The sequence below is a fragment of the Paenibacillus sp. W2I17 genome (assembly GCF_030815985.1).
Classification (GTDB): Bacteria; Bacillota; Bacilli; order Paenibacillales; family Paenibacillaceae; genus Paenibacillus.
This window is the reverse complement of sequence record NZ_JAUSXM010000001.1, coordinates 3,728,112-3,750,950: the sequence shown is the minus strand read 5'-3', so window position 1 is coordinate 3,750,950 and position 22,839 is coordinate 3,728,112. Positions and strand designations below refer to the sequence as shown.

The 22,839-nt window shown below is 47.3% G+C and carries 16 protein-coding genes; 14 read left to right on the top strand and 2 right to left on the bottom strand.

Annotated features, from left to right (window positions below; all coding sequences use genetic code 11):
• The first annotated feature begins 135 nt into the window (after positions 1–135).
• The 12 genes from purM to QF041_RS16530 all read left to right on the top strand — a co-directional run bounded on the left by purM (position 136) and on the right by QF041_RS16530 (position 15,989).
• A complete protein-coding gene (purM, locus tag QF041_RS16585) occupies positions 136–1,176 on the top strand; it encodes a phosphoribosylformylglycinamidine cyclo-ligase (RefSeq protein ID WP_307414986.1) in 1,041 nt (346 codons plus the stop codon).
• A complete protein-coding gene (purN, locus tag QF041_RS16580) occupies positions 1,176–1,793 on the top strand; it encodes a phosphoribosylglycinamide formyltransferase (RefSeq protein ID WP_307414985.1) in 618 nt (205 codons plus the stop codon). The genes purM and purN overlap by 1 nt, the downstream gene beginning before the upstream one ends.
• Positions 1,794–2,086: 293 nt before the next feature.
• Entirely contained in the window at positions 2,087–3,634 is a 1,548-nt protein-coding gene (gene purH, locus QF041_RS16575; RefSeq protein ID WP_307414984.1) for a bifunctional phosphoribosylaminoimidazolecarboxamide formyltransferase/IMP cyclohydrolase, read from the top strand.
• 129 nt (positions 3,635–3,763) lie between these two features.
• Positions 3,764–5,029 (top strand): phosphoribosylamine--glycine ligase, encoded by a 1,266-nt coding sequence (gene purD / locus QF041_RS16570; protein ID WP_307414983.1) that lies wholly within the window; start codon positions 3,764–3,766, stop codon positions 5,027–5,029.
• Positions 5,030–5,746: 717 nt separating this feature from the next.
• Positions 5,747–7,084 (top strand): hemolysin family protein, encoded by a 1,338-nt coding sequence (locus QF041_RS16565; protein WP_307414981.1) that lies wholly within the window; start codon positions 5,747–5,749, stop codon positions 7,082–7,084.
• Between the two features lie 290 nt (positions 7,085–7,374).
• Positions 7,375–8,457 (top strand): hemolysin family protein, encoded by a 1,083-nt coding sequence (locus tag QF041_RS16560; RefSeq protein ID WP_124118555.1) that lies wholly within the window; start codon positions 7,375–7,377, stop codon positions 8,455–8,457.
• Positions 8,458–8,711: 254 nt separating this feature from the next.
• Positions 8,712–9,662, top strand: a complete 951-nt coding sequence (locus tag QF041_RS16555) for a ring-cleaving dioxygenase (protein ID WP_373461342.1) — start codon at positions 8,712–8,714, stop codon at positions 9,660–9,662.
• A 14-nt stretch (positions 9,663–9,676) separates the two neighbouring features.
• Positions 9,677–10,282 carry an alpha/beta hydrolase gene (locus QF041_RS16550; protein ID WP_253509378.1) on the top strand — a complete coding sequence of 202 codons (606 nt, stop codon included), beginning with the start codon at positions 9,677–9,679 and terminating at the stop codon, positions 10,280–10,282.
• Between the two features lie 217 nt (positions 10,283–10,499).
• Positions 10,500–12,791, top strand: a complete 2,292-nt coding sequence (locus QF041_RS16545; RefSeq protein ID WP_307414980.1) for a beta-glucosidase family protein — start codon at positions 10,500–10,502, stop codon at positions 12,789–12,791.
• Positions 12,792–13,140: 349 nt separating this feature from the next.
• Positions 13,141–14,031 (top strand): alpha/beta hydrolase, encoded by an 891-nt coding sequence (locus QF041_RS16540; protein ID WP_307414979.1) that lies wholly within the window; start codon positions 13,141–13,143, stop codon positions 14,029–14,031.
• A gap of 63 nt (positions 14,032–14,094) precedes the next feature.
• Positions 14,095–15,387 carry a threonine ammonia-lyase IlvA gene (ilvA, locus tag QF041_RS16535; protein WP_017690682.1) on the top strand — a complete coding sequence of 431 codons (1,293 nt, stop codon included), beginning with the start codon at positions 14,095–14,097 and terminating at the stop codon, positions 15,385–15,387.
• 14 nt (positions 15,388–15,401) lie between these two features.
• Entirely contained in the window at positions 15,402–15,989 is a 588-nt protein-coding gene (locus QF041_RS16530; protein WP_307414978.1) for a GNAT family N-acetyltransferase, read from the top strand.
• Between the two features lie 150 nt (positions 15,990–16,139).
• Here QF041_RS16530 and QF041_RS16525 read toward each other — a convergent pair whose 3' ends face one another.
• Complete coding sequence (locus QF041_RS16525; RefSeq protein ID WP_307414976.1) at positions 16,140–17,108, bottom strand: hypothetical protein; 969 nt, start codon at positions 17,106–17,108, stop codon at positions 16,140–16,142.
• A 316-nt stretch (positions 17,109–17,424) separates the two neighbouring features.
• On the opposite strand from QF041_RS16525, the gene QF041_RS16520 reads away from it, so the two are divergent.
• Together QF041_RS16520 and QF041_RS16515 are read left to right on the top strand one after the other, a co-directional pair.
• Positions 17,425–20,583, top strand: coding sequence for a copper amine oxidase N-terminal domain-containing protein (locus QF041_RS16520; RefSeq protein ID WP_307414975.1), 3,159 nt, complete (start codon positions 17,425–17,427; stop codon positions 20,581–20,583).
• Positions 20,584–20,868: 285 nt separating this feature from the next.
• Entirely contained in the window at positions 20,869–21,774 is a 906-nt protein-coding gene (locus tag QF041_RS16515) for an AraC family transcriptional regulator (protein ID WP_307414974.1), read from the top strand.
• Positions 21,775–21,800: 26 nt separating this feature from the next.
• Here QF041_RS16515 and QF041_RS16510 read toward each other — a convergent pair whose 3' ends face one another.
• A complete protein-coding gene (locus QF041_RS16510; RefSeq protein ID WP_307414972.1) occupies positions 21,801–22,613 on the bottom strand; it encodes a DUF1129 family protein in 813 nt (270 codons plus the stop codon).
• Positions 22,614–22,839: the final 226 nt, after the last annotated feature.

Below are 22,839 nucleotides of genomic sequence, written 5' to 3'. Positions count from 1 at the left end.
TCAACCATAGCAAGATCACACCAGCCACCTCTGCACCGCTTTTTTGGCGGGTGTCCAGAGGGCCTGCCAAGGTCCTATGGGGTCCTCCCGGGCGGGAGGATTTAGGTGGGGCGAAAAAAAAGGAGATGATTCCACTTGTCTGAAGCATATAAAAAGGCCGGCGTCGATATCGCGGCAGGTAATGAAGCGGTTGAACGGATGAAAAAACACGTGAAGCGTACCTTCCGTCCGGAAGTGATGACGGATCTGGGTGGATTCGGTGCCCTGTTCGGTTTGAACAAAGATAAATACGATGAGCCGGTGCTTGTATCCGGTACGGATGGTGTAGGCACCAAGCTGAAAATTGCATTTGCCATGGACCGTCACGATACCATCGGAATCGACGCGGTAGCGATGTGTGTGAACGACATTGTGGTACAGGGTGCAGAACCACTTTTCTTCCTTGACTATCTGGCATGTGACAAAGTCATTCCTGAGAAGATCGAAGCTATTGTTGCGGGTATCGCTGAAGGCTGTCATCAATCTGGTTGTGCGCTGATCGGTGGCGAGACGGCGGAGATGCCGGGCATGTACAGTGAAGGCGAATACGATATTGCCGGATTCACGGTAGGCATCGTGGACAAAGCAAAGATCATCAACGGTACAACCATCGCACCTGGCGACACAGTGATCGGACTTGCCTCCAGCGGTGTGCATAGTAACGGATTCTCGCTGGTACGCAGACTTTTGTTGGAAGATGCGGGACTTGATCTGCATGATGAAGTAGCGGAACTGGGCGGTAAGCTGGGTGATTCCCTGCTGGAACCTACGAAGATCTATGTTAAACCCCTGTTGTCCCTGTTGGAAAAGGTAAAAGTTAAAGGCATGGCACACATTACAGGTGGTGGCTTCATCGAGAATATCCCACGTATGTTGCCGAGCAACGTAAATGTGGATATTGACTACGGATCTTGGCCGATCCTGCCAATCTTCAACCTGTTACAGGAAAAGGGTGCTGTCTCGAACCGTGACATGTTCACCACATTTAACATGGGTGTAGGGCTTGTACTGGTGGTTAACGAAGCAGATGCAGCGGAAGCTCTACAACAATTGAAATCATCTGGTGAAGAAGCGTACATCATTGGCCGTGTTACCGAAGGAGATGCGCGAGTAACCTTCACGGGAGCGGATGTTTAATGGCGAACTACCGCATAGCTGTATTTGCCTCGGGTGAAGGGACTAACTTTCAGTCATTGGTCGATGCAGTACGGAACGGTGGGCTGAATGCATCCGTAGATCTGCTCGTGTGTGATAAACCGTCTGCACGTGTTGTGCAGCGGGCACAGGACGCAGGCGTGGAATGTCATCTGTTTACTCCGAAAAATTATGCTTCCCGTGAAGCCTATGAGGCAGAGATCGTGGAAGTGCTTGAATCCAAAAAGATCGACCTGGTCGTTCTTGCCGGATATATGAGATTGCTGACTTCTGTTGTGGTGGATCGTTACGCAGGGCGGTTGATCAACATACATCCTTCCTTGCTACCGGCATTTGCAGGTAAGGACGCGATTGGACAGGCATTGGAATACGGTGTGAAAGTTACGGGTGTGACCGTGCACTTTGTGGACGGAGGCATGGATACCGGACCGATTATTGCTCAACATCCGGTTCCCATTTTGCCAGAGGATACGCCTGAGTCAATCAGCCGTTCCATTCATGCAGCCGAACAGCAGTTATACCCCGAAGTTGTTTCCTGGTTCGCCCAAGGTCTGGTTCAGTTAGACGGACGTCACGTCACTGTTAACAAGCCGGTTTAATATAAGTTGAATTTTTTTACACATTAACGGAGAGGACAGAAAAAACCTGAAAAAGCGAAGCGTTCGCCTTTATCACCGGATTTTCCCTTTAAGAAAAGGGAATCAAAAAATCTGGGGATAACAGCGATTGGAAGGTTGTTCTGTCATTGGAGTGTCCCGTGTAAACATCTTGGTTCAACTTCTATAACAGAAGTCGAATATTGGTACGCATTTTGTGATATTTCTCGGGAAATAAATCGGCTGTGTTTCGTCAGGAAACGCGAAGCCATGGGACATTAAAGGAGGAGCATATTGTGAGTATCAAAAGAGCGCTGGTCAGCGTATGGGATAAAACAGGCATCGTGGACTTTTGCCGCGAGCTGTCGCAAATGGGAGTGGAGATTATTTCGACAGGAGGTACAAGCAGCCTGTTGTCGAAGGAAGGCGTACCTGTCATCGGAATTTCGGATGTGACCGGGTTCCCGGAAATCATGGACGGACGTGTCAAAACATTGCATCCGGCAGTGCATGGTGGGTTGCTGGCTGTTCGTGACAGCGAAGAGCATAAGCGCCAGATGGAAGAGAACGGACTGGATTATATCGACCTCGTTGTCGTGAACCTGTACCCCTTCCAAGATACCATCGCTAAACCGGATGTGACGTACGAAGACGCGATCGAGAACATTGATATAGGTGGTCCAACCATGCTTCGTTCTGCTGCCAAAAACCATGCTTTTGTTAGTGTTGTTGTTGACACAGCAGATTACAGCCAAGTGCTGGAGGAAGTGCGCAACGATGGAGATACCACTCTCGAAACTCGCAAACGGCTTGCGGCAAAAGTGTTCCGCCATACAGCGGCTTACGATGCAGTTATTTCTGACTATCTCTCTAACCTGAACGGCGATCCGTTGCCAGAGCGTCTGACGGTTACTTACGAAAAACTCCAGGATTTGCGTTACGGCGAAAATCCACATCAGCAGGCGGCATTCTACCGCAAACCGCTGGCTGCTCAAGATACGTTGACAACCGCCGAGCAATTGCATGGCAAAGAGTTGTCTTACAATAACATCAACGATGCGAACGCAGCATTGCAGATTGTCAAAGAGTTTGAAGAACCGGCGGTTGTCGCCGTTAAACATATGAACCCATGCGGCGTGGGTATTGGTGCAAGTATCTATGAAGCCTACAGCAAAGCATATGCTGCAGATCCAACGTCTATCTTTGGTGGCATTGTGGCAGCGAACCGCATTATCGACAGCGATACAGCGGGCAAATTGAGCGAGATTTTCCTGGAAATCGTACTTGCCCCTGACTTTACACAAGAGGCACTCGATATCCTGACGAAGAAGAAAAACATTCGTTTGCTCAAAACAGGCGAACTGAATGCTGCTCGTAAACGGGAGAGCCAATTCGTGGTAACGTCTATCGACGGCGGCATGATCGTGCAACAGTCCGATGTACACTCCATTGAAGCGAGCGAGTTGAATGTTGTAACCGATCGTGCACCATCGGAAGAAGAACTGAAACAGCTCTTGTTTGGCTGGAAAGTAGTTAAACACGTGAAATCCAACGCGATTGTACTTGCTGCGAATGACATGACGGTAGGTGTGGGGGCTGGACAAATGAATCGTGTGGGTGCAGCCAAAATTGCGATTGAGCAAGCGGGCGAGCAAGCAAAAGGTGCTATTCTGGCATCTGATGCGTTCTTCCCAATGGGTGATACGCTGGAACTGGCTGCAAAAGCCGGAATTACAGCAGTGATCCAACCTGGTGGTTCGATCAAAGATGAAGAATCCATCAAAGTAGCCAATGAATACGGAATTGCTATGGTCTTCACAGGCGTTCGTCACTTCAAACACTAGAACGAAAAAGGTTTAATAAGGGGTGTCGCCAGTCATACTTATGACTTATGGTACACCCCCTCTTTTTTAGGTTTTTTAATACGCGATAGCGTAACAAATCCAGTTATGCACGGAGGGGGAACAGAACGAATGGATATTCTGGTAGTAGGCGGCGGTGGCCGGGAGCATGCAATCATCTGGGCGCTGGCAAAGAGTCCAAAGGTAGATAAGATTCACTGTGCACCGGGAAATGCAGGTATTGCTCAGCTCGCTGAGTGTCATGCCATTGCGGTAAATGAATTCGATAAACTAACGGCTCTTGCTGTAGTGCTTAAAGTGGGATTGGTGGTTATTGGTCCGGATGATCCGCTTGCGGATGGGATCGTGGATGCATTTGATTCGACAGGTATTCCGGTATTCGGACCTCGTCGCAATGCAGCAGAGATCGAAGGAAGTAAAACGTTCATGAAGGACCTGCTGCACAAATACAACATTCCAACCGCAGCCTATGAAAAATTCGACAACTACGAACAAGCTCAAGCATACCTGAATGAGCAAGCAATTCCGGTTGTCATCAAGGCAGATGGACTGGCAGCGGGCAAAGGTGTGACGGTAGCTTATTCGCGTGAAGAGGCTGATCAGGCACTTCGCAGTATCATGGTGGACAAAGTGTTTGGTGAAGCAGGAGCCAAAGTGATCATTGAAGAATTCCTCGCAGGTCAGGAAATGTCCATTTTGGCTTTTGTCGATGGGGAGACGGTTCGTCCGATGGCGGCAGCACAGGATCACAAACCTGTATTCGACAATGACCAAGGGCCAAACACAGGCGGTATGGGTACATACTCACCTTTGCCACATATCTCTGCTTCTATTATTGAGGAAGCCGTGGAGACGATCATTAAACCAACTGCTAAAGCGATGGTGTCCGAGGGACGTCCATTCCAGGGCGTATTGTTTGCCGGACTGATGATCTCACCAGATGGTAAACCCAAAACGATTGAGTTCAACGCGCGTTTTGGTGATCCCGAAACACAGGTCGTATTGCCACGCCTGAAGAGTGACTTGTTCGATATCTTCTGGGCAACCGTTCATGGCAAGCTGGCAGACATTGAAATTGAATGGAGCGATGATGCCGCAGTATGTGTGGTACTTGCTTCAGGAGGTTATCCGGGTCCTTATGCCAAAGGCGTAGTCATTGAAGGTCTGGATCAAGTGCAAGATGCCGTGGTATTCCACGCAGGTACAGCGCGTAGTGAAGCAGGAGACTGGATCACCAATGGTGGACGGATCCTGGGCGTAGTTGGCCTTGGTGCGGATATTGCCGAAGCTAGAAACAAAGCCTATGAACAGGCGGAGCGTATCCATTTTGATGGTAAACATCAGCGGACGGATATTGCTGCCAAAGCACTCGTATAGAATGAATATAAGAGCCCGTAAAGATGTATACCGGAAAGGTATTTGCATCTTGCGGGCTCTTTGCTACGTATATAGATGTATCTTGTGCATACGGCCGGACTTGTCCATACGGAAAAGAATATGGGAAAGATACGAAACAGGATTAAATCAGGGAGATCAGGCATGTTTAATGCCCTAAAGTAAAGGGTAGTATTTTTATAAATTGGACTATACTAAACATGTGAACAATATCACATTATGAGGTAATATCAATCATATTATATAAAGTACGTAACATACATAGAGACTAATTTGTGAACATTATACTGTAAGCTTGTGGCAAACCATAACGTGCAACTGGATGGTTGAGCGGGAAACATGGTATACTTTTCGGAAACAGGAATGAGTACGAGGGGAGGTGGATATCTATTGGGTAGGCGATATTGTAAATTGTCCAAATGGCGAATCTAGGTGGAGTTAAGCGAGGAACAATTGACAGCATGAGGGGTAACCCGATTTGAATGAAGAAGTTTCTGCATGTCATTGACTTCATCTTGAATTCCTGTTTTGTATTTTACAAGGTCAAACACGTAGGACATATACAAATATGATCATTATTCGATTTCATATAAGGCATACGCCATGATGAACGACAAACAGCGCATGAATGGTTAACGTAATTAACGGATCACGCTGTAACTATCTCTGGAGGTGAATCCCTGAGAACCGGGGAAATCATTGGACATAATTACCATATTGAATATCGCTTTACTTATTATCTTGATTGCATTGACTGCATTTTTCGTAGCATCGGAATTTGCTGTAGTCAAAATTCGTACATCAAGAGTGGATCAACTGGTCGCGGAAGGCAATAAAAAGGCAGTACTCGCCAAAAAAGTTGTCTCGGACCTGGATTATTATCTGTCAGCCTGTCAGCTCGGTATTACGGTCACTGCTCTAGGACTGGGTGCACTCGGAAAACCGACGGTTGAGAGATTGTTATATCCGATATTCAATTATTTAGACGTACCTGCTTCAATCTCGTCGATTGCTTCTTATGCGATTGCCTTTATACTCGTTACGTTCTTGCACGTGGTTATTGGTGAGATGGCACCCAAAACATTGGCGATTCAGTTTTCGGAAAAACTGACGTTGATGCTCTCCCCTTCGCTATACTGGTTTGGTAAAGTCATGTACCCATTCATCTGGGCGCTTAATGGAGCCTCCCGTGTTCTTCTGCGGGGATTCGGTGTAAAGCCTGCCAAACATGATCAAGCCTACTCGGAGGACGAGATCAAAATCATCATGAACCAGAGTTATGAAGGTGACGAGAACAACAAGACCAAGCTTTCTTATCTGGAAAATGTATTTGTGTTCGACGAACGTGATGCCAAAGACATCATGGTGCCGCGTACGGAACTGGTGACATTAGATCAGGATATGACCTATGACGATATTATTCCTATATTGGATGAACATAACTATTCACGTTACCCTGTCATCGAGGATGGGGACAAGGACCGCATTATCGGCGTTGTGAATGTAAAAAAGATTTTGCCTGACATGGTTGCTGCAAGATCGTATCAGCTGAGCGAGTTCGTTCGTGAGATCCCGTTCGTTTCCGAAGTTACAAGTATCCAGGATGCGATGATTAAAATGCAGCAGGAACGTGTACACATGGCTGTAGTCGTGGATGAATACGGCGGCACCTCGGGAATCATTACGATGGAGGATATTCTGGAGGAGCTTGTCGGTGAGATTCGTGATGAATTCGATGCTGATGAGGTGGCCGATATTCAGGAGACCGGAGAGAATCAATATCTCATCAACGGCCGGGTACTTTTGGATGAGGTGGAGCGGCAGTTCGGGCTTAGCTTTGAAGGGAATGAAGAGATGGATACCGTGGCTGGATGGATCCAATACCAGAAGGGTGTAGGTGTGGAAAAAGGCGACACGGTAGAACACGGTGATTATGTCTGGACCGTTGTGGACACCGAGAACTATCACATTAAACAAGTTCTTCTGGAGCGGGTAAACGGCGCGCAGGTTGAGGAAGCTACAAGCGATCTGGCGTGAAGTGGGTTGATTCGATCATGACTGTAATCTAGGGTTTGTTTGCCTATTTGGCTACTGCCCTCAGAATTTAAAGCGTTTTGGCAACGTACGTAACAGTGTAGGGGACGGAATCGATTCTGAAGAAGCGTAGCGTTCGCGTTTGCAAACCAATTTTAAACCTTTGAAAACAACAATCAGGAAAATTTGGAGGCAATGGCGATCGGAAGAACGAGCCGTCACCGGAACGTCACTCGTGCAACCTTAATATAAATTTTACTTGGAGGTGAATCCCTCAAACCTGAGGGAAATCATTGGACGGAATAATAGCCTTGAATTTATTTTTAGTAGCCGTATTTATAGGTCTGACAGCCTTTTTCGTTGGAGCCGAATTTGCAATTCTTAAAGTACGGATGTCCCGAATCGATCAATTGATCTCGGAAGGGAACAAAAAGGCAGTACTGGCCAAAAAAGTGGCGCACAACCTGGATTATTATCTGTCAGCATGTCAATTGGGGATTACCATCACGGCGCTCGTATTGGGAGCCTTGGGTGAACCTACCGTTGAGAAAATGCTGCATCCGCTCTTTGAGCGCATGGAAGTGCCGGCGGCGTTGTCCACCGTGCTTTCCTACGGTATCGCTTTGGCGATCATTACGTTCCTGCACGTAGTTATTGGTGAATTGGCACCCAAAACACTGGCGATTCAATTTGCAGAGAGAATGACGCTGTTGTTGGCACCACCACTGTACTGGTTCGGTAAAATCATGAATCCGTTCATCTATGCGCTGAATGGAGCTGCTCGTCTGTTGCTTGGCATATTTGGTGTAAAACCTGCCGGGCATGATACCGTTCACTCCGAAGAAGAGCTGAAGCTGATTATGGCACAGAGTTATGAGAGTGGCGAGATCAACCAGACCGAGCTGGACTATCTCAAAAACATTTTTGCTTTTGATGAGCGTTTGCTTCAGGAGATCATGATTCCAAGAGATAAAATCGTTACTTTAAATAAGGAAATGCCGCTTGATCAGATCATTGAAACGCTGAATCGACACGAATACACGAGATACCCTGTTATTGCGAATGGGGATCAGGCTCATTTTGTTGGCTTCATTAACACGAAAGAAATGCTGACGAGTGTAGCAGCGGGCAGAGACTTCAATATGGAGACATTTGTTCACAATACGCCGAGTTTCTCCGAGCGTTCTCCAATCAAGGATGTACTGATCCAGATGCAGCAGAGCCGTGTACACATTGCAACCGTGAAAAACGAGGCAGGTGCTACGGTAGGTATGGTTACGATGGAGGATATCCTTGAAGAGATTGTCGGAGATATCAAGGATGAATACGAGCATAAAGATTTGGTGAATCCACCCAAAAGAATGAAACTGGTTTAAGAAGCAGCAATACAAAAGTGATACAGAAATACGAAGCAACCTAATCAATCGTTATAACGCTAAGCAGGTTCCCGGAGTGATCGGGGCCTGCTTTTTGTATTAAATCTTAATTTTAAAATAAAAGCTTGCATATTGAGGTCCAATGGATTAATATAAATTTAAAGAATCTTAACTTAAAGATAAATAACAAAAAGCAATAAATAAAAGAAGCAAAAACAACCTATGATACAACTAAAACCAAGGGAGTGGAGATTATGTTCAGAACTTCAGGAATTCATCATATTACAGCTTTTGTAGACGATGCACAGAAAAACGTTGATTTTTATGCAGGTGTGTTGGCGCTCAGACTGGTGAAAAAAACAATTAACTTTGATGCACCAGACGTGTATCACTTGTATTACGGGAATGAGCAGGGTGCACCGGGAACAATCATTACCTTTTTCCCACAGCAAAATTCAAGAAGAGGTGTCATTGGTTCCGGTCAGACTGGAGTTACCGTATATGCTGTTCCTGTAGGAAGCCTGCCTTTCTGGAAAGAACGTCTTGCTTCCTTCGATATTCCATATGAAAATAAAACCAGATTTGGTGAGCAATACATTCGTTTCTTCGACAAAGGTGGTCTGTTGCTTGAACTGGTTGAGCGTGAAGGCGGTCAGCCAAGCAAGTGGAGTTTCAACGGTGTGACACCGGAGCATGCCATCAAAGGATTTGGCGGAGCCGTATTGTTCAGCCACGTTCCTGAGAAAACCATGGACGTCTTGGTGAGCAAACTGGGTCTGGAGCAAGTCGGTGAAGAGAACGGACTCCTTCGTCTTCAGGCAAGCGGCGATATCGGTCAGATCATCGATATTCAGTCCACAGGCATCCAACGCGGGATTGGTGGAGCCGGAACGGTTCACCATATTGCATGGCGTGCCAAAGATTACGTGGAGCATGAACAAATTCAGCAGGATCTTGAACAATCCGGGTATCATCCAACGCCAGTCATTGACCGTCAATACTTCAACGCTGTGTATTTCCGGGAGCCGGGAGGCATACTGTTCGAATTGGCTACGGATCCTCCGGGATTTGCACGGGATGAACCAGCAGAGAGCATGGGTGAGAAACTGATGTTGCCTGAATGGTATGAACCACAGCGTGAACAGATTGAACAATTGTTGTCACGAATTGAAGTACGTGAATGGAAAGGAGAGTCCAAATCATGACCACAACCAATACAATGAAACATATCTATAAAGCAGGTGCTCAGCCGGATGCTCCAACAATCCTGTTGCTTCATGGCACAGGAGGAACCGAGAATGATCTGATCGGTCTGGCGGAGATGATCGCACCAGGAGCTGGCATACTTGGGGTGCGGGGTAATATATCGGAGAACGGGATGCCCCGTTTCTTCCGGCGCCTGGCTGAAGGTGTTTTTGATGAAGAGGATCTGATTGCTCGTACGGCTGAGCTGGGATCTTTTGTCGATGCAGCTGCGGTGGAATATGGCTTCGATCGGTCCAACGTGTATGCACTGGGTTACTCTAACGGTGCCAACATTGCGGCAAGTTTGATCTTCCATCAAGCAGATGTATTCAAAGGTGCAATTCTGCATCACCCGATGGTACCGCTGCGCGGACTCGAACTTCCGGATCTGAAAGGTCTGCCTGTGTTCATTGGTGCGGGCGAGAACGATCCGATTGTACCAAGACGTGAAACGGAGGAACTTGCTTCGCTGCTGAGCGGTGCAGGTGCCGATGTAAACACGCATTGGGAGCGTCAAGGTCATCAGTTAACCCGTACCGAAGCAGAAGCTGCGGCAGCTTGGTTTAAGACTCAGGCGTAAATTGGGTGGATAGACGGTTATGAAACGTATAGAGACAGCCTGATCGAGAAGATCGGGCTGTTTTTCCTTTTTATTTTGATCATCGTTAGGAAGAAGAAATGATTGACTGGTGTTATGTAACCGTTACTAACCGGGTAAACATTTGAATGTGTGGTAGATAACCTTGTATGCTTAGTGATATAGCTATGTATCAACATCATGAACTGGAGGGGTTAATGTGGAACGTAACATCGAGGAACTGGTACAGCAGATGACACTGGAAGAAAAAGCGGGTATGTGCTCGGGACTGGACTTTTGGCATCTGAAAGGGGTGGAGCGTCTTGGCATTCCATCCATCATGGTGACGGACGGACCTCATGGGCTGCGGAAGCAGGATGGGAGTGCAGATCATCTAGGTCTGACGTCGAGCGTGCCTGCAACCTGTTTCCCTTCTGCGGCAGGATTGGCTAGTTCATGGGACAAGGAGCTGGCGCGCCAGGTCGGGGTGGCTTTGGGTGAGGAATGTCAGGCCGAGGATGTAGCGGTACTGCTTGGGCCCGGTGTAAATATTAAACGTTCCCCGCTGGGTGGACGTAACTTTGAATACTTTTCCGAAGATCCGTTGTTATCTACGCAGATGGCTACCGGTCATATTCAGGGTGTGCAGAGTCAGGGTGTGGGTACATCTCTCAAACACTTTGCAGTCAATAATCAGGAAGAACGGCGTATGTCGATTGATGCGGTGGTGGATGAACGGACGCTGCGTGAGATATATCTGGCGAGCTTTGAAGGTGCAGTGAAGGATGGACAACCGTGGACGGTGATGTGTTCTTATAATAAGGTGAACGGTACGTATGCAGGTGAGAATGAATGGTTGCTTACGGATATTCTGAAAGACGAATGGGGTCACGAAGGTCTTGTGGTATCAGACTGGGGCGCGGTCAATGAACGTGCAGACGCCCTTGCAGCAGGACTGGAATTGGAGATGCCAACAAGCGGTGGAATCGGTGAGCGTAAAGTGATCGATGCCGTAGAGAGCGGACAACTGCCGCTGGACAAGCTGGATCGGGCGGTGGAGCGTCTGCTTACGCTGATCTTCAATGCTGTTGATCAAAAGCAAGAAGGGGCTACATATAACAAGGATGAGCATCACCACCTTGCGCGCAAGGTGGCAGCCGAGAGTATGGTTTTGCTGAAAAATGAAGAAGGTATCCTGCCGCTGGGACGTGAAGGCGAAGTGGCTTTAATCGGGGCATTTGCGCGTAAACCTCGCTTCCAGGGCGGCGGCAGTTCCCATATTAATCCGACCAAAGTGGATGATATTGTGGAAGAGATGACACAGGTGGCTGGCGAAGGTGTAACCTTCTCGTATGCCCCGGGTTATCGGATTGAAGCGGATGATGTGGATGAAACGTTAATGCATGAGGCTGTTCAGGCAGCACAGTCGGCGGATACCGCCGTAGTGTTCGTCGGATTGCCGGATCGTTATGAATCGGAAGGGTATGATCGTGCCCATCTGCGTCTGCCTGACAATCATATTCGGTTGATCGAAGAGATTGCCAAGGTTCAATCACGTGTGGTCGTGGTGCTGAGTAACGGATCTCCAGTGGAGATGCCTTGGCTGCCGCAGGTGCAAGCGGTGCTTGAAGCTTATCTTGGCGGGCAGGCCGTTGGTGGAGCGATAGCTGATTTGTTGTATGGAGAGGTAAATCCATCCGGTAAACTGGCGGAGACGTTCCCTGCCAAGCTCAGCCATAATCCATCCTTCTTGAATTTTCCGGGCGAAGGGGATCGTGTCGATTACCGGGAAGGCATCTTTGTTGGTTACCGCTATTATGACAAAAAAGAGCTGGAGCCACTGTTCCCGTTTGGCTATGGACTGAGTTATACGACATTTGAATATGCTGATCTGAAGGTAGATCGCACAGAACTGACGGATCAGGATGAAGTGAATGTGCATGTTCGGGTTACCAATACCGGAGATATCGCTGGCAAAGAGATTGTACAGCTTTATGTCAGCGACGTAGAGAGCACAGTTATTCGTCCGGTGAGAGAATTGAAAGGATTTGCGAAGGTGGCCCTTGAACCTGGAGAGTCAAAAGTGGTGAGCTTCACACTAAACAAACGTTCATTCGCCTATTACAACGTAGATATGAAGGACTGGCATGTGGAGACCGGAGAGTTCGAGATTCAGGTAGGCAGTTCCTCACGGGACATTCATGTGCACACACGTGTGAACGTAGAGTCTACAGCGACATTCCTTCCAACCTATACGCGTAATAGTACATTGGGTGATATCCAGCGTGATCCTGCTCACAAACAGCTGTTGGACCAAGCTTTGCAACAATTCCAGGAGGCCAGTGGGTTCGGCGGTGATGATGCCGGGGATCATGCAGATATGATGGATGCGATGATGAAATATATGCCGCTGCGTGCACTTGTTGCGTTTAGCGGTGGGGCCATGACGGAAGAAGCGATGAATGAACTTCTGGAGAAGCTGAACAACAAGGATCATGGTATTCGGGGATAAGGGGCTGCGCCCTTAAACCGAATATTCGACCATCCTTGGATTAAGCGATACGTGCAGGAACTGCGCACGAAGCAACAAGAAGGTTTATGTGATAGCCAGCCGCATAGTGGCTGGTACAGTGAACCGATCCGATCCTGGATCGGGTTTTCTTTTTGCATAAGGAAAAAGGGGGGAAGGAACGGTGGGATGGGGGATGATCCTACAATGTGACAGAGGTGACAGGACTGCTATAACTTGCTGAAGCAACATGGTTGTCGTAAAGGATGGATTATTCTATAATGAAGTAATTGATAATCATTTTCAATTAGATTCGGTGAAAGATGACTATGCACGTAATCAGGAGGGGAATATGAATCCTAACCCTAGCTCACATACATTTGGTTCAAGTGAGTTTGTTCAGACCCGCGATGGTCGCAAACTACATTATATGTCCATGGGAACAGGAGAACTGACGGTTGTATTTGAGTCCGGTATGGGCGCCTCCAGATCGAACTGGGGACTGGTTGCACCAGCCATTGCTGAGCATGCACGTGCTGTTGTGTATGACAGGGCAGGGGCGGGACGAAGTGATGTCGACTTGGCTCCTCGCAGCCTTGAACGCATTGCAGGGGATCTTGGAGAACTGCTGACAGCTCTGGGCCCGGGCCCATTCATTCTGGTTGGACACAGCTGGGGAGGTCCGATTGTACGGGCTGCGGCGGCTGCACATCTATCTCGATTACGTGGCATTATTCTGGTAGATCCATCAGACGAGCATTGCGAAATGTATTTTTCCAAGCTTACTAAAAAGAGCTTTGCCATTAACGGTTTCCTCATTCCAATCATGGCGCGGACTGGCTTATATAAGATGCTTGGCAGCAAAGCTGGAAGTATTCAGCCTGACGATGTGACAGCGGATCACCTCAAGGAGGATTTCACTGTACGGGCAGCCAGCACGATGCTTGCGGAAGGTAAAACATTTCTGGATGACATGGCAGCGCTGCTGGAACATCCTCCGGCTCTGGGTGATCTGGAAGTTAGCGTGATCTCGGGTACGAAACCGGGCAAGGGAGAGGGGAAAATCAGACCTGCCCTCATCACGGCGCATCGCCAGACGGTGAGCAAGCTATCCAATGCAAGATGGATTGGGGCCGATCAATCGGGACATATGGTTATCTATACAGACCCTCAGGTCATTATTAATGAAATTGTACGAATGATAAATGATGTGAGCTCAGGCGCAAGAACAGAACAAAAGTGATACAATACAAAGAAAAGCAGTGCGCGACATTGCTAGACCATAAAAGCGGAGTGTGGAGACAACATGAAACCAGTTGAACAAGAACCAACGGGAACCACAAGTCCCGGTCGTGCCAGTGTTGGCATGGAAGATATCGTACGCGCACATCATGTGCTGCGTGAGGTCATTGTTAGAACGCCGTTACAGCGGGATGCTGTATTGTCGGCCAAATATAACTGTAATGTGTATCTGAAAAGGGAAGACCTTCAAGTGGTGCGTTCGTTCAAAATTCGGGGTGCCTATAATATGATTCGCAGTCTGACACCAGCCGAGATGGAGAAGGGTATTGTCTGTGCGAGTGCGGGCAACCATGCTCAGGGTGTTGCTTTTAGCTGTAATGCGCTTGGAATTAACGGCAAAATCTTCATGCCGAGTACAACGCCGAACCAGAAAGTGAAGCAGGTCAGACGTTTTGGCGGCAGCAACGTTGAAGTGGTGCTGATCGGGGATACGTATGATGATGCTTATGCAGAAGCAATGCGTGCATGTGACGAACAGGGCATGACGTTCATCCATCCTTTTGATCAACCGAAGATTATTGCAGGTAATGGTACGGTAGCGATGGAAATCATGGAAAGTCTCGATGAGAATGCCGACTATGTATTCGTGACGATTGGTGGCGGAGGGTTGGCAGCCGGCGTGGGAACCTACATGAAGACCGTGAGTCCAGAGACACGCATCATTGGAGTTGAGCCACTTGGGGCAGCTTCCATGAGTGAGGCGATGTTCCGCAAACAGGTTGTGACATTGGATGATATTGATAAATTCGTGGATGGCGCAGCGGTGAAACGTGTTGGTGATCTCACCTTTGATATCTGCAATAGTATACTTGATGACATTGTGAAAGTGCCAGAAGGCAAAGCCTGCACAACTATTCTGGAGTTATATAATGAAAATGCGATTGTTGTCGAGCCTGCCGGTTCCTTGGCTGTTGCGGCACTTGAGCAGTATCGTGAGCAAATCGTGGGCAAGACGGTGGTCTGCGTAATTAGTGGCGGTAACAACGATATCGACCGGATGCAGGAGATCAAGGAACGTTCCCTGATCTATGAAGGTCTGAAGTATTATTTCATGGTTAATTTCCCGCAGCGTGCAGGAGCATTACGTGAATTCCTGGAGGAAGTTCTAGGGAAGAATGATGATATCACCCGGTTTGAATATACGAAAAAGCATGATAAGGAAAATGGCCCTGCCTTGGTGGGCATCGAGCTGATGTACAAGGAAGATTACCACCCGCTCATTGAACGCATGAACCGCAAAGGTATCGCCTATACCGAACTGAACAAAAATCTAAATCTGTTCAACATGTTAATCTGATGAAGATTTCCAGTATGCAGTCAGATCACCAAGAAACATCTCCTCTGATCAGACCTGCGCGCATAGAAGATGCAGATCAGGTCATTCCGTTACTGTATCAGGCGATCGGGGACATTGCTTACTCGCTAGCGGGTGAGGCGGATCATGAGAAGGCGATGCAGATTTTGCAGGCGTTCTATGTACAGGAAGACAACCGGATTAGCTATCGTCATGTGACAGTGATGGAGCAGGATAGGCTGATTGCGGGGATTCTGGTAGCCTATGATGGCGGAGAAGCAGATCGTCTGGACCAGCCGATTCTGGATCGACCTGGACGAAGCCTGGATGAGAAGTATGCTTTGGTTAAAGAAACCCGTCCGGGGGAGTATTATCTGGATACTCTCTCGGTAAGTGAAGCTTATCAGGGGCAGGGCATCGGCCGGGCACTGATGGCTGCTTTTGAGCAGCAGGGCAGTGATCTGGGTCACTCGCAGGTATCCCTGATTGTAGAACGGGACAACGGCCGTGCGCTAATGCTGTACGAACGGCAGGGATATGTCAAAGACGATGTAATTGTCATCGCTGGACATGAGTATAATCATATGGTCAAACCGATTCAATAGTGCAGGGAGCTGAAGGGTTGAGTGAGTTTTGACTATAGAAGCAAAAAGAAATCGCGACAGGAGCAAATCCTGTCGCGGTTTCTTTTTGTGGTTATCTGTTGGGATTTAGCCTGAATTTGAATCGGATATTAACCATGGGAGCGGATTAACTCAATAATTCGCATAGTCGCTGACCGGCACATTCTGCTCCAGCCATTTCTCGACAGCAGCCGTTTTCTCGAATTTGGCTTCGGTTACGATGTCCATGAACTTTTCGAGTTTGGTCAGGAAGGCACTGTCTTCGGATGAGTTACGTTGTAAGACAGCTTTGTAACCTTTCTGGGCATTGGCTGTCATTTTGTTCGTTTCATAATCAAATAAAGGCGTATTATTCAGGCCATAAAACGTATACAAGGTATAGTTATTCATCAGGTTCTTCACCTGTTGTACCCGATTAGACATCGGATATTCGTTCAGGAATCGTTCCTGATTCAAAGCGCGATTGAGTATCTCCTGATAGCCAATGACCAGTGCACCATCATCGGCGGCAAGGTTGCTGGTTTCGACTGACATGATATTAATGTATTGTTTGATGTCTGGTTTCACGTAGGAGATATATTTCTGAAAAGCCATATAATTCATGATCGGATAGAGGGAACCTTCCAGCATAACCAGGCGATAACCGCTATCCCGTGCTTGCTGGAGCAGTGCACGCAGACTGGCGTCGTTGGTGCGGCTCATCAGTTGGGTGAAGCTATCATTCCACTTGTAGGCTTTGATCATCTTGTCTTGAACGTTAGGAACGAGCAGGCGGTCCGTCATGGCTGTTAACGCCTTGTTGCGGGCATTCTCCAGCTGTAAGACCATCAGGGTTGCATGATGAGTCGTAACTTGATTGATATGAGATTCGAGATAAATATCCGCGGCAGGCAAGCCGTTCTTTTTGTAGAGCATGGACTGAAATGTTTTATATATCGTTGTTGAACTGGCAGTCGTGACTTTGGTATCTGTACTGGAAGAAGCGGCAGCAGCGACTCCGGATAATGGAGCGACAGCCGTTTGGAGCAGCATGAGGATGGCGGTGGCTGTAATGAAGGTGCGCATGCCTTTACGTTTGGCAGATTGGAACGATGATGTCATAGATATGAACCTCCCGTAGTTGAGAAAATGATAGGTGTTGTTCACTAGTCACTATACATTAACCCAATTGGTGCAGGATGTGGTTGCGGAATGGTGACAAATTCTTCTGTTATTTTTAACTTTTGGAGGGTGGAAGATAGAGGAAGATTTCTGCGAAAATATTTTTTGTGCAACTGGAAACTTTTGAGCTGATCGGAACGTCTTAGTTGTGCATAGGTAAATACAGGAATTAATGAAAAGAACAGCGAATCTATTTCGATGTTAACTAAATGCGAGAATGGGGATATGGGATATGAGGAAAGCGGGAGGAAAACAAGTGAAGAAGGTAATGTCAGCGCTGGCTGTATCGGCCATGCTGATGTCCGCACTTCCAACGTCGGTTATGGATGCAGCCGCAAGGATCAGTATATATATTAATGATGCAGAGCTATCATCTGCTCAGGCACCTGTCATGAAAGGTGGACGCGTACTGGTTCCGCTTCGGTCGATTTTTGAAGGATTGGATGCGAAGGTACAGTACACGAACAGAACCAAAACGATTGTTGCAACGCGCGATGATCAGGAAGTTAAATTGACACTTGGTTCCAAAACGGCATACATCAACGGGGAAGCGATATCGTTGGATGTACCTGCAAACACGATTAAGGGCAACACGATGGTTCCAATTCGTTTTGTCAGTGAAGCTTTTGGAGAAAAAGTGTTCTGGAACTCACGTAATCAGCGTGTAGATATCAAGACAACGGCAACACCTCCAGTGGATGAGACACAATATGCTGCATGGAACATCTACGGGTCGGTATCTGGAAGTAACGGAGATGGTCGTGACCTGACCGTGAGCTTCACACGTCCAACTTCAGAGAAGGCAGTATCTGCTTACCGAATTATGCTGGTGAAAACTCGCGATGTGAATAGCTTCACGGAGTCCTCAGCCACTGCCGTACCTTCTGCGAACTATACATCTGTTACACCAAATGGCAGCAACCCGAAACTGACACTTAATGCACAGACGCGTGACGTAAACGGGGATTTGCTCAATAGTAATGAAACGTATCGTCTGTATGTACTGACTGTTGGTAACAGCAGCAATAATTATAAAAATGCATTGAACTGGTCTTCCCAAGCATTGAAGCTCAATAATGTGAAATCCACAGTACAGGCGGTTACAAGTCTGCGTGCCGCAGATATTAGTGACTATGGCGATGGCCGCGACATGGAGATTAACTTCACGCAGCCGAGCACGACATCGAACATTACGTATTATCGTGCTTTTGTTGTTAAAGCGAAGGACTCTTCTGCGTTCAATCTGGCTGCAGCGAACAAAGTGTCCAGTGCAAACTCCACGATCATATACAAAGGAAACAGTAGCGCAGTGAAAAGCCAGTTGACTTCTTCGACACGGGATACGTCTGGCGAAATGATTAAAAGTGGCACAGCGTATGTGGTCTACATCTTATCGGTAAGCACTAATACAACAACAGACAGCAAGCTGTCCGCAGCATCATCTTCACTTACGCTGTCCGTGAACACAGCAACATCTCCGGTAATTACGCAGGTGAAGGATAACTCGGATTATGGAGATGGTCGTGACATTCAGGTGAGTTTCAACCGTTCATCGGATGAGTCCAAGGTGGCGAATTATCGCGTCTTTGTGGTGCGCAACTCGGTTGCCAGCAACTTCAATCTGACAACGGCAAGCAACCTGTCCTCCAGTCTGTACTATACGGTGAACAAAACAGGCAACAACATTACAACGACATTGCCTTCATCCATGAAGGACACAAGTGGTTATAATGTAACGAATCTGCAAGATTATCGCATCTTTGTGATGGCGGTGGGCAATCAGCAAAATGGATACACCAATGCGCTGTCAGCTTCCTCCACTGTGCTGAGACTAACAACGACCGGTAACGCGGGAGTTATTAGCAACCTGGCTGTTGCGGATATTAGTGACTACGGTGATGGGCGTGATCTGCGGGTTTCTTTCAACAAGGCCGCGGATGAATCCAGAATCTCTGGATATCGAGTATACGTTGTTCGCTCCGGTAATGCGGGCAACTTCACCTTGAGCTCAGCCAACGCATCAAACAACTACAATCAGGTGAGTAAAACAGGTGGTAACCTGTCCGTTACGCTTCCAAACTATGCGGTAGATACGAATGGTTATACCATTACCAATAACGTTGCTTATCGGGTATTCGTGCTGTCAGTGAATAATAATGGAAACTCTAGTCAGAATGCTTTGTCTGGTTACTCTTCCCAAATTACGTTGGCACAGAATGCAGCTGTAACGGCTCCGAGCAATGTGGTTGCAACTGATATTGGGGATACTGGAGATGGACGTGATCTGCGTGTGACGTTCACTAAATCCGCAGATGAGACAAATGTGAATCATTATCGGGTGTTTGTAGTGAAAAATGCAAATGCAGGCAGCTTCAATCTGAACGTAGCCAATACAGTGAATAGCTCGAATTATACGTATGTAAGTAGAACTGGAAGCAACCAGACGATTACTTTATCTGGTTCGAGAATAGTGGATGGTGACTTGATCCGTAATGATGTAGGCTATCGCGTTTACGTGATGGCTGTGAATAATAATACATCTTTGGCAAATGCATTATCGTCAGCCTCCAGTGTAATCACATTAACTTCAAATTCCGCTGTAGCAGTGGCGAGTAATGTGAATGCAACCGTTAAAGATCAAGGACAGTCTGGAACGCCTTCGGATGTAACAATAACCTTCAATAAGGCAACTAACGAGACCAATATCTCCAATTATCGTATCCTGATTGTGCCTGCTAACCAAGTGAGTGCATTCAATACAAGTTCTGCTCTTGGAATTAATTCTTTTATTGAAATTAACAAAAACAATGCAGGCAGTCCGGTAGTACTAAACGGTGGACATCGAGATATTAATGGTAGTGCCCTTGTAGCTGGACAGAAGTACAGAGTGTTTGTCTTGTCCGTTTCGGACAGTACATCACGTGCTTCCAATCTGTCTTCTGCTTCCAATGAGTTTAATATCTTTGCACAAGCAAATGTGGTTCAAACTGCCACTATAACAGGTCTTCAAAATACAAGTACTGTAACCGAGGCAAGTTATAAGCTTAGCTTTGCTAAACCAACTTCTGAAACTGGGATTTCTGCATACCGACTCTTTATTGTTAAAGGAACAGATAATTTGGATATTACTACAGCAAGCTCTAACACTAGCTACCCAATTGGAAATCCTGCAGCGGTTGAAGTTACATTAACGAAAACAGCTATAGATTCAACTGGAGCCAATCTGGTGGAAGGAGGCGAGTACAAGGTGTATATTCTTTCAGTTGCTGCAAATACAACAACGAATAAACATACACTTTCAGGCCCATCGGATACATTCAAGCTTGATAAAGCTCAGTCTACGCCAACACAGGAGCCGACGCCTTCTACCAATCCACCAGCCTCAAGTGAGGGGCAAACACCTCCACAGGGCTGAATGTAAAAATTTACACTGAAACAAACTCGAACACCCTTTCCATCCGGAAAGGGTGTTTTCATTATGTATGAACGACAATCGTCTGGCGTGAATTTCAAACTCGCTTTTTGAAAATCTTGTCGTCAAAAAGGTTCCTAAGACCATTGTTACATCGGGAACAAATAATGGATAATAAAGGGAAGTTGGCTATATAGATCGAACTAACATTTACATGAAACGGAGTGGCCAGTGTAAATATCATTAGTTTACCTTATGTAAAGCCTATGAGCCGAAAGGAATGATGGAATGCTTGCATTTCGTTTGACGGGCCTGCCGGATTCCAGGTTGCCGCTGTACCTGTATTGTGTAGGCACGCAGGAAGAGAAAGTTCTGCATAGACCGGATGGATTTCCGGTGTATCAGTTGTTTTTGTCACATGGTGGTGAAGGGCAGTTCAGGCTTCCGGATAAAGGGGCATGGACGATGGGAGCAGGGCAGTTATTTATCATGGAACCCGAGGTTGCGCATGAGTATGTGCCTCATTCCAAATCCAAAGGAGAACTTGGTTATATTGGTATAGGCGGTACATCGGCTGGATCGGTGCTACAATGCGCGGGTTTGATTCAGAACGAGCCGTACCATATCTCCGGTTTTGAAATCATCTGGTCACGCATGACCAATCTCTGGCACGCGTTGGATCAAGGAGCAACGGAGATGTGGAACACATCAACCCTGATCTACCAGCTCATTTTGGATTTAGCACAATCGAAAATTCCATCTGATGTTGGCATCGGAGGTATTGGATCATCTAGGGCACAGGACGGCACTGTAACACGTTCTAATCGGGAGCCCGATCCGAGCAAGGATGCACTCATCCGAGCAGTAGCATTGATGCATACGCACTATCAGGATGACCTCTTATTGAAGCATGTTGCTGACGCAGTGGGTTATTCGGTGCAGCATCTCAACCGATTATTTCACCAGCATTATGACGTGACAGGACATCAATATATGCAGCGATTACGTTTGAGGAAGGCTTCAGAGTGGCTGGACAAGCATCCACGAGCAAGTGTACGAGAGGCGGCAGAGACCGTAGGGATGCAAGTGAACTATTTTATCCGGATGTTCAAGCGGGAGTTTGGAGAGACACCGGGCAAAGGAATCAAACATCGGAATCAGCTCCAAATGGAAAAAGACCTCACGAGTTCGTGAAGTCCCTTAATCGATTATATAACGTGTTATGCAGTTTTCTTTTGTCCAAATAATGGCCTTACCGTTGCAAGCCCCACAACTCCGATCACCGCACTCACCCACGGAGCCAGTGCAAATACCGGAAGTTTATCACGCAGTGGATAGCCTACAAAGAGCACAAGGACCACGATGACGATGTAGATGATGATTCCCTTAAGGTTAACCTTAGGTACGGTGTTCTTGTCCGCTCCTTCATCGTCCGGTCGCTCAGCAAGGCGGCGAAGCATCTCCACCAATGCAATACCGCCAACTGCCGCAACGATCAGAGAGAACAGACTGATGTGTTGGAACGGATCCGTATCTCCGCCAGTCCAACCCACAAACAATCCCACACATCCTTGAATCAACATGACAAAAGACAAAGCCGCCCAAGCGATCATGGCATACCACTTTGGTGTCCGTTTCACAGGCTCTGGATTCTCAGTTGGCTGTGGTTCTACAGCGTTGGCTTTCTTTTTAGCTGAAGCTGTTGAACTATTACCACGGGTCGGGCTGGATTTACCCACCTCAACGGCAGCCGTCTTCTCCGGTGCTGTATTTGTAATCCCGAGCTGTGCATGGATGTCTTGTTCCAGATCAGGTCCGTATAACTCGCGAGCGGGTTTGTTATCCCGCTGAGCCTGTACGATTGCTTTTCCTGCGGAGAGTATCCACTCTTCCTGTGTTCTCTCGTCCACTGGCGCATGACGCGCAATTGTACTGATCTGGTCATACAATTTCACATGTTCAGGTGTCATTCGACTCATCTCAGTTATTTGCCGGTTCTGTATTTCTTTAAGCTTCTTATAGGAAATCCCCAATGATTGCTCCCCCTGTCTACACACGTTCTGATCTTCCAATTGTCTGAAGACCCTGACGGTATTTTAGTATACGGGAAGGGCTCTCGTTTCGCAAAGTCATTCCTTATAAAAAAGCTGCTCATGGTGGACCCATATCCATACACAGGCCAGTATAACGCAGGTGCATAACAGCACCAGTTTACCGTGATGTTGAATCCATTCCAGTAGATGTTCCATGAATTCATTC